Below are 12,594 nucleotides of genomic sequence, written 5' to 3'. Positions count from 1 at the left end.
TCTCCGTCTTCGAGAGCTCAATCGGCTTGTTTTTGCAGGAAGGGAAGGTAAGTGCGATAAGGAGAGTTATGATGGCGAAGGATAGGGGTTTCTCAAGTTTGTTTCTCCTCACTTTCTTCCTCCTTAACCCTTTTCACATAGATCTCCCTGGCTATCCCTTCATCGAGAGCGATGGTTGTTTCTCCTATTTCCACCACCACCGAGGGCTTCTTCTGACGGAGGCGGATGAGGGAGCCAGGGACGAGCCCCAATACCGATAATCTTTCCAGCCTCGCGGGTACCTTGGTGCCGATAAAGAGAACCTTCCCTTCTCCCCCAGGATCGAGTTCGGATAGGGGTAGTACTATTGATTTCACCGTCAACTCGAACCGCTTGCAACATCTTCCAGGGGGTATCGGTTTTCCATGGGGACAGGTTCTTGGATGACCTAAGAAGGTGCAGATGCTATCGGTTACCTCAGGAGTGAGGATGTGCTCGAATTCACAGGCGGTGCTTTCCACCGTTTTGTTGGGTAAGGCGAAGGCGTCAGCGAGGAGCCTTTCCGCCAGTCTATGTCTTCTTATGATGTTTTCCGCTCTTTTTCTTCCCTTTTTAGTGAGCGCTATCACCGACCCCTCCTTCTCTATCAATCCTTCCCTTTCCGCGTTGAGGATAAGAGCATTCAGGTCCTTCAGATGATGAACCGTTTTCTTAAGATTGGTCGGAGATACTTCCTTTTCCTCCTCCTCGATGGTCCAGATAGCTTCGAGGAGCTCATCCAATTCCTGATCAGTCATTTTCATTCTTCTCCTTAATTCTGAAAAGCTTAGCAAGTTTTGAGCCCAAAGGGAAGTGATATCCGCAGTTAGGACAGAGGATAAGCTTGCATTTCCCAGCAAAGGGACAGGAGGAACAGCCCGTCTCTTCCGGTTTGAACCGATATCCACAAAGGGGGCATCTAATCAACTTCTTGTCTTTATCGCTCATAACATTACCCTAAGATGGAGAGTATCCTTTCCACCACTCCTCCAACGAGGAAGGCGATGGGGATCACCAATCCAAGCACAGCGAGAGCGGTCTTTATCCCCCGTTCTTTGATGATGATGAGGAAGTTGGCAATACAAGGGACAAATAGGGTTATGGTGATGATGCTTACCAGGATCTGGCGGTTTGATAAGAGCCCCTCTGAAGCGAGAGAAAAAAGTCCCGCTGCTCCGTAATCGCGCCTGAAGAAGCCCATAATGAACGCCTTTGCCGTCTCTGGGGGGAGATGAAGCCAGCTCACGGTAAGCGGGGTGGCGATCCGCTCGATAACGGGAAGGATCTTTAGTTGATCGAGAATGAAAAGGAAGAAGGTGGCGATGATGAAGATGGGAACCACCTCCTTCAGGTACCACTCGATCCGAGCGAAAGTCTTTACCCCTATATTTCTCAAAAAGGGGACCCTCATCGGGGGAAGTTCCATTATGAAATCGGATGGTTCCCCTGGAAGTAGCTTGTTGGCTAAAAAGCCGGCGGTGAAGATCACTAAAAGGACGACGAAAAACCAGATGAGGAATATAGAGGGAGGAAGCGGGGCAATGAGCGCCATTATTACTCCAAGCTGAGCGGAACAGGGTATCCCCAGAGCAAGGAGGAAGGTGACGATTATCCTCTCTCTTTTTGTATCGAGGGTGCGAGCAGTTATGGTCGCCATCGTATCACAGCCGAGCCCCAGGATCAGAGGAAGGACCGCCTTGCCGTTCAGCCCCATCCAGCGAAATACCCGGTTGCTCATCACCGCCATCCGAGGGAGATATCCTGAATCCTCAAGAATGGCGAAGGTGAGGAAAAAGAAGGTGATAACGGGAAGAATTACCCCAAAGGCGTAGGTAAGTGCCATAGTGAGCATCCCATATTTTCCCACCAGCATTCCATAGACGAATTTGTTGCTGGTTAGCTTCGATATGAACGATGCTAAGGCAGGGTTTATCCAACTGCCAAATAAGGTTTTCTCCATAAAATCGGCGACAATGCCTGCTCCTAAAACCCCTACAAACTCATAAACAAGGAATAAAACCCCCACTAAGATGGGGATGCCGGGGAAGGGACGCATTGAGAGGTCTTCCAACCTTTTTAGAAAGGTGGATGGCTCCTTCCTTTTTTCTTTTATCAACACCTGGTCTATTATCCTATCGACGAAGAGAAGGCGTTCCCGATTGATGACCACATGGAGGGGGGCAGGGAAATGGTTTTGGAGGTTGAATCTTATTCGTTCCAGTTTAGCGATAGTAGTCGGAGGCAGGTAACGCCTGAGAAAGGGAATGAGGCTTCTGTCCCCAGCGAGGATCATCAGGGCAAGTGCCCTGCGGGATATAGGGAGGGAAGGGAGAATGGCGGTTATTCTCCTTATCCCCTCTTCGATCAGGGGGCTATAACGGAAGGTGATCTTGGGTTTGCTTTCTTTGCCTATCTGTTCCTTTAACTTGACCACTCCCTTTCCTCTTGGGGCAATAGTGGTTATTATGGGGACCCCCAGTATCCGAGCAAGCTTATCCCGGTCGATCTTTACCCCACGAGCATTGGCTTCATCCTCCATATTGAGGTCGAGGATGAAGGAGAGCCCCATCTCGGCGAGCTGAAGCGATAGAAATAAAGCTCGCCTCAGGTTTTTGGCGTCAGCTACCTGGATGATCCTTGCCTTCCTCCCTTCAGCCAATAGGAGATCTCGAGTCACCCGTTCGTCCTCAGAAGAGGGGATGAGGCTGTTAACCCCAGGGGTATCGATAACCGAGTAATCCTCACCCCTAAGCCTCATCTCCCCCGAGCATATCTCCACGGTAGTGCCTGGGTAGTTGGAGACGGTGGCATACCTTCCAGTGAAATGGGAAAAGATGACACTCTTCCCCACATTGGGGTTTCCCACCAGGATGAGCCTCCTTCCTTTTTCCCCTCTTCTTCTCCTGTGCATTACCGACCTTTCCTCTGGCAAGTTTGGCAATATCCGAAGATGAGTAGGTTTCTGCTTTTCGGTAAGAACCTGTTTTTCTTTACCACTTTTTCTTCCAGCTTTGAGAGTTCTTCCAGAGAGAATTCTATTATCCTGCCGCAAGAGAGGCAGATGAGATGCCCATGATAACCCTTCCCGTAGCCAAGTTCGAACTGTGCTCCCCCCTCAGCAATTATTTTCCGCAGTATCCCCGCTTCGGTAAGGAGCTCCAGTGTTCGGTAAATAGTAGCCCGGGAGACCGGGTTCTTTTTTGCTCTCATCTCGATGGCGAGCTCTTCCACCTGGAAGTGGCCCTCTTTCTCCATCACTTGACAAAGGATCCTCTCCCTCTCCCGGGTTATCTTTAGACCCCTTGCGGCTAGGAAATTTCTGAACATCTTTTGGCATTCTTCTTTCTCTTCTTTTCTCACCATCTCTCTCCGTCAAATTGAGACTCAATCTCATTCTAAATTGGTGAGGAGAGAAAATCAACCATTATTTTAAAAGGTATCACAATTGAGGAGAGCGTGGATCTGTGTTATTCTTTAGAAGAAATGGATTTGAAGGACTACCTCGAGGAGAAAAAGAGACTGATAGAGAGGAGATTGACTACCCTTCTTCCCAAGGAGGAGGAGTATCCCCCGGTGATCCATGAGGCGATGCGTTATACCCTCTTCCTTCCTGGGAAGAGACTTCGCCCTATCCTTTCCTTGGCGGTGGCGGAGATGCTCGGGGGGGAGCTGGAGAGGGTGATCCCCGTAGCCTGTGCCATCGAGATGATCCACACCTGTTCCCTTATCCTCGATGATCTTCCCTCGATGGATGACGCCAGGACCCGCCGGGGGAAGCCCACCGCCCACCTTATATTTGGTGAGGATATAGCTATTTTAGCGGCGATAGCTCTCTTGAACCAGGCTTACTACATCATATTCCGGATGAAGGAACTCGCCAAGGTGAGGGGAAAGCTCATCATTGAGCTGGGGAAGAGGCTATCTCAGGCGATAAGCACCAAGGGGATAATTGGGGGACAGGTGGTCGATCTCAAGGTGAACGAGGAGGAGCTCGATCTTACCACCCTGGAGTACATCCATAGCCATAAGACCGGTTCCCTGTTCATCTTTGCTGCTGAGGCAGGAGCGGTTCTTTCTGGGGCAAATGCGGTGGAGCTTTCCGCCTGTTCCGCCTATGCCAAGAACCTTGGCCTCGCCTTTCAGATAACCGATGATATTCTCGATGTTGTAGGGGAGGAAGGAGAGGTGGGAAAGGATCTGAGAAAGGATAAGGGGAAGCTCACCTTTGTTTCCTACTGCGGGCTTTCTGAGGCGAGGAAGATAGTCCATGAGCTTATTGAGGCAGCGGTAACCGCCCTTTCCTTTTTCGGCAAAAAGGCAGAGGTTCTTCTTGACCTTGCCCGTTATATAGAATCCCGCCAGCGATAGGCTTTGATACCTCCGAAATCAAAGAACTTTCTTGAATTTTTGCTCTATTTGATATATAATAAACTTAGTTTATCTTAGGGAGAAACTGATGGGGAAAAGGGGTGGTCTTTCTATTTCCGGATATAGTCCGGAATATCGATTCAAGCTCATCTATTTTCTGATCTCCGTCCTTCCTTTGGCTGGGCTCGCCTATGTGGTGGTGGCTTATGTATATCCCGCCCTCCCACCTGAGGAACGGGGTATGATATATATTGGCATCCCGGCGGCGGCGGTTCTTCTTACCTTCCTTTCGGTATTGGGGTATATCATTCTCCTTAGAGATATAAGAGGGGCTATCTCGCGACTTTCCGATTATGCCACTCGGGTATCGGCGCTTCTTTCCGTCTCCCAGTCCTTAGCCCTTGCCTATCATTTAGATGTGGTGCTCGAGCGGATCGTGCGGGCAGCTACTGCCATTGTAGGTGCCGAGGCGGGTACTATCTTCTTCCTTGATCCTGAGGGCGAAAACCTGCTCTTCAAGGTGGCAACTGGTGAAGAGGGGAAGAGGATCCAAGGGCTTGCCCTTCGATTGGGACAGGGGATCGCTGGTTGGGTGGGGCTTCATGGAGAGCCCCTGATAGTGAACGATGTGACCACCGATACCAGGTTCGATCCCAGTTTCGACGAGATAACCGGATTTAAGACCCGTTCTGCTATCGCTGCCCCCATTCTCTTTCAGGGAAAGGTTATTGGGGTGATAGAGCTTCTCAATAAAGAGGAGGGGAAGTTTGCCCCTGATGATCTGGAGATGCTTGAAAGCTTGGCAGGGCAAGCGGCGATATCGATAAAGAACGCTGAGCTTTACGAAGCACAACAAAACTACTTTACTTATGGCACCGAGCTTATCGTAACCGCTTCGGAGCAGGCAGTTAGTTGGCGGAACCATCTGCGCAATGTAGCCAAATATTCCACTCTGATCGCCAGGAAGCTGAATTTAGGCGATGAGGAGAGAAAGTTGATCTACTTTGCCGCTCTTCTTCACGATATCGGGATGATGAGGATCCCGCGAGTGCCAGTGGTTGATAGGGAGAAGGTAAAAGAGCATCCGGTGGTGGGGGAAAAGATGGTTTCGCCGATCATTCTATTCAAGAAAACCGCCCCTCTCATCAGACATCACCATGAGCGCTACGATGGGAGTGGCTATCCTGATGGACTCAAAGGGGTACAAATCCCTCGTGGTTCTCGGATAATTGCCGTTGCTGAAGTATTCGACGCCATCGCCAATAAGGATTCCTATAGCTATAAGGGGGTTGAGGTAGCGAAGAGGGAGCTCAAGCTCAATGCGGGTACCCAGTTCGATCCTCACATCGTCAACGCCTTCCTCTCTATCCTTGAGGAACAGCCAGGGATAGTTGTAGAATAAGAGAGGAAGGAGGGGTTTTTCTTCTTGGAGGGGAAAAGGGGTAAAGAAGGGAAGGATCTCCGAGGCTTCCTCCGCTCGCTTGGGTATCTCGATTCTCCGATTGAGCGCTACTTTGTCAAGGACCTGACCTCGAAGACCTCCTTTATTTTATTCAATCTAAAGATAAGCCTACGGGTTGCTGCGATCGGAGGGTTTATTATCGGTTTGTTGATGGCAGGACTCAGTCTGATCGTCAACCCAGAGCTTCTTTCTCATCCCCGAGATATCTTCGTCCTTGCTTTCTATTTCGTCGTCTCATTCTTTATCCTCTTTGCCCTGTTTGAATTCCTCGGCGGTTTGTTGGTGGCTGGTTTTTACCTCCTCCTTCGAGGCAGGCTCGCTCACCCTCTCATTATTCCCCGGCGGTTGGGGTTCTTTTTCTCCATCTTTTCCTTTATCTATCTTACCCTTTGGTTCCGCTGGGAGGGGGGGTATTTTTTGGGCGGGATGAGGTCTTTTCCCCTCGTCCTCCTCGTGTTCGGGCTTATTCTCCTCTTTAGTTTTGCCTTAGGGCGTTTTGTCTCCTTTCTCGGTGTGGCGGTTCTCAGGCGGATGGAAAGCTCCCTCTCCCCTGAGGGAAGAGAGCGTAGAACCCTTTACCGTTATCTCGTTGTTTTGGTTTTAGCTTCGGCTTTCTTCTTTGGGTATCTGTTCTTGACATCTCGTGAACGCTCCCTTTCCTTCACTAAAGGGGAGGAGTTCAATATCATCCCTACCAAGAACCGGGTGGCGGTTATTGGCATAGACGGGATGGAGGAAGGATATCTCCGGTTGCTGATCAAACAAGGGAAGCTCCCCAATTTTGCCCGCCTTTTGAACGAGGGCTCATTGGTTCCTCTTATTCCCTTTCCTGAACGCATTCCTCCCCTGGTCTGGACCACCATCTCTACCGGTATGTCTCCATCGGCTCATGGGATAAGGGAGTTTCGGGCGAAGAGGATCGCCGGTCTTAGCACCTCGTTCCAACGGGGTATCGGGCTCCCGGAACTTTATACCCTGTTAAATTCTCTTCTTCCCGGGGTGAAGTTGACTGCTGAGGAGCCGGTGTCCGCTTGGATGAGGAAGACGAAGGCGATCTGGGATATTATAGGAGAAAAAAAGCTCCCAGTAGGAGTGGTCAACTGGTGGGCTTCTTGGCCCGCTTATCCCATCACCGGTTTTATCGTCTCCGATAGAACCTATCCTAAGTTTAAGATTGGCGGAGGGTTTGAGGAGGAGGTATTTCCAGCGGAGCTTTTCCCCAAGCTTAAGAGACTTTTTTATGAGGAGGGTAAGGACTTTACTCGCTTATTTCCCCTTTTCTTCCTCTCCGGGAAGGAGCGAACGGTGGTTTTGGAAGCAATGAGGGAAGATCGCTATTATCTTTCGGTCGGGGCAAGGCTTTATCAAGAGGAGAAACCTCTTTTCTTCGCCCTTTACCTCCCTGGGCTTGATATTGTGCGGGGAGTGGTGTTCTCCAGAGGGAGTGGTGATTTGTCCACCTTTGCCGAAAGGATTTCCTTGATCGAGGCTTATTACCGTTTTCTCGATGACGAGATTGGTCAGATGGTTTCCGTTCTTCCTCCAGATGTCATCGTGGTCATTGTTGCCGACCCTGGACGCATTGTTCCTCTTTTTTCATCGGGACGGGGGGCTCTTCTGATCAAGGGACCAGTTGTCAAAAAGGGAGTAAGAGCAATGCCTGCCACTGAGTTCGATATCGCCCCCACCCTCCTTTACCTCCTTGGCTTCCCGGTTAGCGAGGAAATGAAGGGGAGGGTGCTTAAAGAAGTTATAGCTCCCCGCTTCCTATCCGAGCTTCCCTTAAGGTGGGTGAGAAGCTTTGGCACCAGAAGCCCAGAAAAAGTCATCTCCGCCCGTTCCCGGTTTGACCGGGAGATGATAGAACGGCTCCGTGCCTTAGGCTACATAAGATAAGTCGATTGAACCTTTCCTCTCTTTTTGAGATAATCGAAGGGGAGTTTATGGAATGAGACGGGTAAGTACAGTTTTCTTTGCCATTCTTCTCTTCGCAGGTTCTCTTTTTCCTTGGCAGGAAGGCCGTCTTCCCACCAAGATAAAGGGAGAGGCTTATTATCATTTTATGATGGGCAAGCTCTATGAGCTCGAAGGGGAAGGGGATAAGGCTCTTTCCGAATACCAGCGAGCGCTCGCCATCGATAAAACAGCTATTCCCATCTATGAAGCTATGGCTGCTCTTTATTTTTATCGGGGTAAGGTGGGAAAGGCGATAGATTCGCTTAATCAGGCGCTTAGAATAGATCCCAATTCCGGCAGTAGCGCTCGAATGCTGGGGGAGATATACTATCAACTCGCTCTTGGTGAGCCTGGGGGGAAGGAGACGATCGACCTTGCCGTCCGTTATTTAGAGCGGGCAAGATCACTTAAAGCGGAGGATGGAGAGCTTTATCTTCTCCTTGGCAGGCTCTATTTCTTGAAAAAGGAGTTTAACCGGTCTATCTCCGCTCTCCTTCATCATATTGAATTCGAGCCTCGCTCAGAGGAGGGTTTTCTCCTTCTCGCCCAGGATTACATCCAGCTCGAAGACTTCGCCAAAGCGGAGGAGAGCCTTAAAAAAGCGGTGGAGATAGCCCCTCTCGATCTCCGGCCTCTGGTTACCCTCATCAATCTCTACCGTTATCATCGGAACTATCAGGGCTTAGCCGAAACCTATGAGCGAGCACTAAAACTTCAGCCCGATGAGCCCGAATTTCTTCGAGGACTTGGCTTCTCCTATCTTAAGTTGGGAAAAGCCAAAGAGGCGATATCTCTTTTGGAGAAGGCGCTCTCCAAGGATCCGAATGATATAACCGCCCTTCGCCTTGAAGCGGAGTGTTTTTGTCAACTAAAGGATTTTTCAAAAGCGGAAGAGCTTTTCAACCGAGCGCTTACCTATGCTCCGGAGGATGAAGAGCTTCTTTTCTCCTACGCTCGTTTTCTCAGTAGCATAAATGAGTACGACCGTGCGATAAAGGTATATAGCAAGCTTTTAGCCAAGGCTAAGGAAGGAGAAAATTCCCTCCTTGCAGAGAACAGAGGGGTTCTTTATGCCAATCTTGGACTTCTTTATTATCGGTCAGGACGGTACAAGGAGGCGCTGTCTGCTTTCTCCTCGGCGGAAAAGGAAAATTCGAAGATGCTTCCTCATCTTTTCCCCTTTATCGTTTTAAGCCATTTCGAAGCCGGGGAGAAGGAGAAGGCATTCTCCTTGATCGAGGAGAAGCTCAAGAAGGAGGCAAATCCCGACACCTTGATCCTCAAGGCGAACCTCTTAGTGAGAGATGGTAGGTTCGATGAAGGGGTGGCTATTGTAAAGTCTTTGATCGAACATTTTCCTGATGAGTTACGCTATCATACTACTTTAGCCACTCTTTATCTTGAAGGGAAGAGATATCGGAAGGGGGTCCCAGTGGTACGAGCATCCCTTAGACGATTTCCCAAAAGTGATAGACTCTATTTCCTTCTTGGTGCTTTGTATGAGCGGAGCGGGAAGTTTGTCTTAGCGGAAAGGGTTCTTTTGAAAGCGATCAGGCTCAATCCGGAAAACGATTCCGCCCTAAATTATCTTGGATATATGCTCGCTGATAGAGGAATAAGGCTAAGGGAGGCGATATCCTACATAAAGCGGGCTCTTGCTATCGAGCCCGCTAACGGTTCCTATCTCGATAGTTTGGGCTGGGCTTACTTTAGACAGAGGAAGATCGAGCTCGCCAAAAAATATCTTGAGGCAGCATCACGGAAAGAGCCCACCTCTGGGGAGATAAAGGAGCACCTGGGCGATCTCTACTTAAGACTTAAACGGTACCAGGATGCCCTTTCCAATTACAAAAAAGCGCTTTCCCTTAAGGTGGAGGACGAGAAGAGGCTTAAGAAAAAAATAAAGAAGGTAGAAAGGCTCCTCAAGAGGAAGAGATGAAAAAGGGTTTACTCCTCCGAGTATTCTTTCTTTCTCTTCTTGTTTTCTCTCTTTTCTCTTGTGCCCCCAAGCCACGGCTCTCTCCTGAGCTTTACCGACGGGCGAGGAGCAATCCCTCCTCCTTCGTGAGGGAGGTGCAGGAGAAGGTGGCTGAGGTTCACTCTCTTGGTGGGCGGTTTACCTTTCTCTTAAATGTGAGGGGAAAAAGGCACAAAGCGGAGGGGACGCTTCTCGCAAAGAGGGATTCTTTGCTCCGGCTTGAGCTTGGAGGACCATTTGGGGGAACCTCCCTTCTTTTCTTGATGAATAAGGATAAGGTCTATCTCTACTATATAAAGGACAAAAAGGTTGTAACCGCTCCCGCTACTTCAGAGACGCTCTTCCGCCTCATTGGGGTAAATCTTTCCCCCTCCGAAGTGGTGGCGGTCGTTCTTGGTGCTCTTGTTCCTGATGCTGGATATCGGTTTTCCTCACCCCGTTTCGACGAGGGGAAGGGTCTTATTGAGGTTAGGCTTTCTTCTTCGGATGGCAAAGGGGCTGTTTTTATTGATCCTCGCATCCCATCATTTTCAGCACTTGAAATGGAGAAAAGGGGAAAGGTGGTTTCGGTCTCTTATCGTTCTTTCTTCAATGTTGGCTTCCGTCTTTTCCCAAAGCTCATCGAGATAGAACTACCCGATGAAGGGCTGAACCTAAGATTGAGGGCTAAGGATATCACCATTAATCCTTCTTTCCTTAAGGGAGATGCTTTTTCCTTCGTTTTCCCTTCCGATGTTACCTTTATTCCTCTATCCCATATCAAGGGTGAGACCCCCCTTCTTTTTAGGGAGGGCGAATGAAAAGGATAGAACTTTGCTCATTTGCTAAAATAAATCTCTTTTTAAAGGTGGGCGAGAAAAGGGATGATGGTTACCACGAGATAAGAACCCTTTATCAGACCATCTCCCTTTGTGATCTAATCACGATAGAGAGGAGGCAGGAAGGGATAGAGTTCTCCTCAAACGAACCCCGTCTTCCTGTCGATGAGCGGAATTTGGCGGTGAAGGCGGCAAAGCTCTTTTTGGACAGGGTGGGGATCAGGTTGGGGGTACGGATAGAGATCAAAAAAAGGATCCCTCTTGCCGCCGGTTTGGCTGGGGGAAGTAGTAACGCAGCTACGGTTCTCCTTGGGATGAACAGGCTTTTCGATGTAGGGTTATCGAAGGAGGAATTGTTTCCCCTTGCTCGTCTTCTCGGGGCGGATGCCCCTTTTTTCCTGATGGGGGGAGCGGTTTTGGGGTCTGGCAGAGGGGACGAGCTTCGTCCTTTGGAATTTTCCCTTCCTTTTCCTTATATTGTTCTTCTTTCCCCGGATTTTGAAATTAGTACTGCTTGGGCGTACAATGAGTACGATAAGCTGTTGACAAGGAAGAGGAAAGAAATTAATATGAATGGGCTTCTTCTCGGTGAGGGGAAGAAAGAGATTTTGCTCTTTAACGATTTGGAGAGGGTGGTAGAAAAGAGTTTCCCCGAGCTTTCTTCCTTAAAGGAGGAACTTAGGAGGAAGGGGGCAAAGGGGGCGTTGATGTCGGGAAGTGGTCCTTCCCTTTTTGGTCTTTTTTCGGAACGGAAGGAGGCGGTAGAGGCGGTGGCTTTTTTTAAAGAGAGGATGCGTGTTTTTCTAACGACGCCTCTTTTGCGTGATGAGTATGTGAAGCGTATGTTTAAGGATTGGAAGTGATTTTCGGAGTTAAGGTTTGTGGTGAATTTATCAATTTTTGGATTATAATTAAAAGGGATCATATTGTATCCGCTGGGGCGTCGTCTAGTGGCAGGACACGGGTCTTTGGAACCCGGTGCGGAGGTTCGAATCCTCCCGCCCCAGCCATTTATGTGGTGATTTACAGGGAGGTTTACGGTGGACGGTGAGCTTAAGGTCTTTTCTGGAAACGCCAATCCTGAGTTATCAAAGGCGATATGCGATTATTTGGGGATACCTATAGGGGAGCTCCATCTTTCCACCTTTAGTGATGGGGAGATATATTGTCAGATAATGGAGAATGTACGGGGGAAGGATGTCTTCATCATTCAACCCACCTGCCCCCCGGTGAACCATAATCTTATGGAGCTTCTGGTTATGCTCGATGCCTTTTCCCGGGCATCAGCGGGGAGGATAACCGCGGTCATCCCCTATTACGGTTATGCGAGACAGGATAGGAAGGACAAGCCCCGGGTGCCGATTAGTGCCAAGTTGGTGGCGGATCTTCTTTCGGCAGCGGGGGCTAACCGTATCCTTGCTCTTGATCTTCATGCCCCCCAGATCCAGGGCTTCTTCGACATTCCGGTTGACCATCTCTTTTCTACCCCGGTGGCAATAGATTACATCAAGAAAAAGGGGCTTTCGCCCTTGGTGCTTGTTTCTCCGGATGCTGGCGGGGTAGAGCGAGCAAGGGCTTTTGCCAAGAGGCTTAATGTAAGTTTGGCTATAGCGGATAAGAGGCGGGTGGGAGCAAACCAAGCAGAGGTACTACATATCATTGGAGAGGTCGAGGGTAAAAATGCGTTCATAATAGATGATATGATAGATACCGCTGGTACTATGGTGAAAACAGCGAAAGCCCTTCTGGAGAACGGGGCAAAAGCGGTTTACGCCTATGGCACCCATCCAGTATTCTCCGGACCGGCACTTGATAGGCTGGAGAGCTCGGAGATAGTCGAGGTGGTGGTGACCAATTCGATACCCCTTTCTGAGAAGGCGAGAGCGTCGGGTAAGATCGTTCAACTCTCGGTAGCCCCCTTACTCGGGGAGGCGATAAGGAGGATCCATAGGGGGGATTCGGTGAGTTCATTATTCGTTTAGAGAGGAGAGAAG

The 12,594-nt window shown here is 49.5% G+C and carries 11 protein-coding genes and 1 tRNA gene; 8 read left to right on the top strand and 4 right to left on the bottom strand.

What is annotated here, in order from left to right:
• Window positions 1-92: 92 nt before the first annotated feature.
• Genes J7L64_08000 through J7L64_07985 form a run of 4 tightly spaced genes read right to left on the bottom strand, consistent with a single transcriptional unit; the run spans window position 93 to window position 3,381 of the window.
• Window positions 93-776 (bottom strand): metal-dependent transcriptional regulator, encoded by a 684-nt coding sequence (locus tag J7L64_08000; protein MCD6452284.1) that lies wholly within the window; start codon window positions 774-776, stop codon window positions 93-95.
• Window positions 769-966, bottom strand: a complete 198-nt coding sequence (locus J7L64_07995) for a hypothetical protein (protein MCD6452283.1) — start codon at window positions 964-966, stop codon at window positions 769-771. Before J7L64_07995 ends, J7L64_08000 begins: the two co-directional genes overlap by 8 nt.
• Window positions 967-970: 4 nt before the next feature.
• Entirely contained in the window at window positions 971-2,929 is a 1,959-nt protein-coding gene (feoB, locus tag J7L64_07990) for a ferrous iron transport protein B (protein ID MCD6452282.1), read from the bottom strand.
• On the bottom strand, window positions 2,929-3,381 hold the full coding sequence (locus tag J7L64_07985) for a transcriptional repressor (protein MCD6452281.1): 453 nt from the start codon (window positions 3,379-3,381) through the stop codon (window positions 2,929-2,931). The genes feoB and J7L64_07985 overlap by 1 nt, the downstream gene beginning before the upstream one ends.
• 120 nt (window positions 3,382-3,501) lie before the next feature.
• Here J7L64_07985 and J7L64_07980 point away from each other — a divergent pair, with 120 nt between their 5' ends.
• From J7L64_07980 to J7L64_07945, 8 genes are all read left to right on the top strand, one after another.
• Window positions 3,502-4,386, top strand: a complete 885-nt coding sequence (locus J7L64_07980) for a polyprenyl synthetase family protein (GenBank protein MCD6452280.1) — start codon at window positions 3,502-3,504, stop codon at window positions 4,384-4,386.
• A gap of 88 nt (window positions 4,387-4,474) precedes the next feature.
• On the top strand, window positions 4,475-5,788 hold the full coding sequence (locus tag J7L64_07975) for a GAF domain-containing protein (GenBank protein MCD6452279.1): 1,314 nt from the start codon (window positions 4,475-4,477) through the stop codon (window positions 5,786-5,788).
• A gap of 24 nt (window positions 5,789-5,812) precedes the next feature.
• Complete coding sequence (locus tag J7L64_07970; GenBank protein ID MCD6452278.1) at window positions 5,813-7,744, top strand: alkaline phosphatase family protein; 1,932 nt, start codon at window positions 5,813-5,815, stop codon at window positions 7,742-7,744.
• Between the two features lie 52 nt (window positions 7,745-7,796).
• Window positions 7,797-9,743, top strand: coding sequence for a tetratricopeptide repeat protein (locus tag J7L64_07965; protein MCD6452277.1), 1,947 nt, complete (start codon window positions 7,797-7,799; stop codon window positions 9,741-9,743).
• Entirely contained in the window at window positions 9,740-10,582 is an 843-nt protein-coding gene (locus J7L64_07960; protein ID MCD6452276.1) for a DUF4292 domain-containing protein, read from the top strand. The genes J7L64_07965 and J7L64_07960 overlap by 4 nt, the downstream gene beginning before the upstream one ends.
• Window positions 10,579-11,463 (top strand): 4-(cytidine 5'-diphospho)-2-C-methyl-D-erythritol kinase, encoded by an 885-nt coding sequence (ispE, locus tag J7L64_07955; GenBank protein MCD6452275.1) that lies wholly within the window; start codon window positions 10,579-10,581, stop codon window positions 11,461-11,463. The genes J7L64_07960 and ispE overlap by 4 nt, the downstream gene beginning before the upstream one ends.
• A 73-nt stretch (window positions 11,464-11,536) precedes the next feature.
• Window positions 11,537-11,610 (top strand) — tRNA-Gln (locus J7L64_07950).
• Window positions 11,611-11,640: 30 nt separating this feature from the next.
• Window positions 11,641-12,582, top strand: a complete 942-nt coding sequence (locus J7L64_07945; protein ID MCD6452274.1) for a ribose-phosphate pyrophosphokinase — start codon at window positions 11,641-11,643, stop codon at window positions 12,580-12,582.
• Window positions 12,583-12,594 lie beyond the last annotated feature (12 nt).

This window comes from Acidobacteriota bacterium (assembly GCA_021161905.1).
In the GTDB taxonomy this organism is placed as follows: Bacteria; Acidobacteriota; B3-B38; order Guanabaribacteriales; family JAGGZT01; genus JAGGZT01.
Note: the sequence above shows the minus strand (reverse complement) of the source record. Positions and strands in the feature narration are given on the sequence as shown.

Bases quoted from the DNA above. Each gene is read 5' to 3' on its own strand.
- J7L64_08000 (MCD6452284.1), bottom strand. From the start codon at position 776: ATGACTGATCAGGAATTGGATGAGCTCCTCGAAGCTATCTGGACCATC.
- J7L64_07995 (MCD6452283.1), bottom strand. From the start codon at position 966: ATGAGCGATAAAGACAAGAAGTTGATTAGATGCCCCCTTTGTGGATAT.
- feoB (MCD6452282.1), bottom strand. From the start codon at position 2,929: ATGCACAGGAGAAGAAGAGGGGAAAAAGGAAGGAGGCTCATCCTGGTG.
- J7L64_07985 (MCD6452281.1), bottom strand. From the start codon at position 3,381: ATGGTGAGAAAAGAAGAGAAAGAAGAATGCCAAAAGATGTTCAGAAAT.
- J7L64_07980 (MCD6452280.1), top strand. From the start codon at position 3,502: ATGGATTTGAAGGACTACCTCGAGGAGAAAAAGAGACTGATAGAGAGG.
- J7L64_07975 (MCD6452279.1), top strand. From the start codon at position 4,475: ATGGGGAAAAGGGGTGGTCTTTCTATTTCCGGATATAGTCCGGAATAT.
- J7L64_07965 (MCD6452277.1), top strand. From the start codon at position 7,797: ATGAGACGGGTAAGTACAGTTTTCTTTGCCATTCTTCTCTTCGCAGGT.
- J7L64_07960 (MCD6452276.1), top strand. From the start codon at position 9,740: ATGAAAAAGGGTTTACTCCTCCGAGTATTCTTTCTTTCTCTTCTTGTT.
- ispE (MCD6452275.1), top strand. From the start codon at position 10,579: ATGAAAAGGATAGAACTTTGCTCATTTGCTAAAATAAATCTCTTTTTA.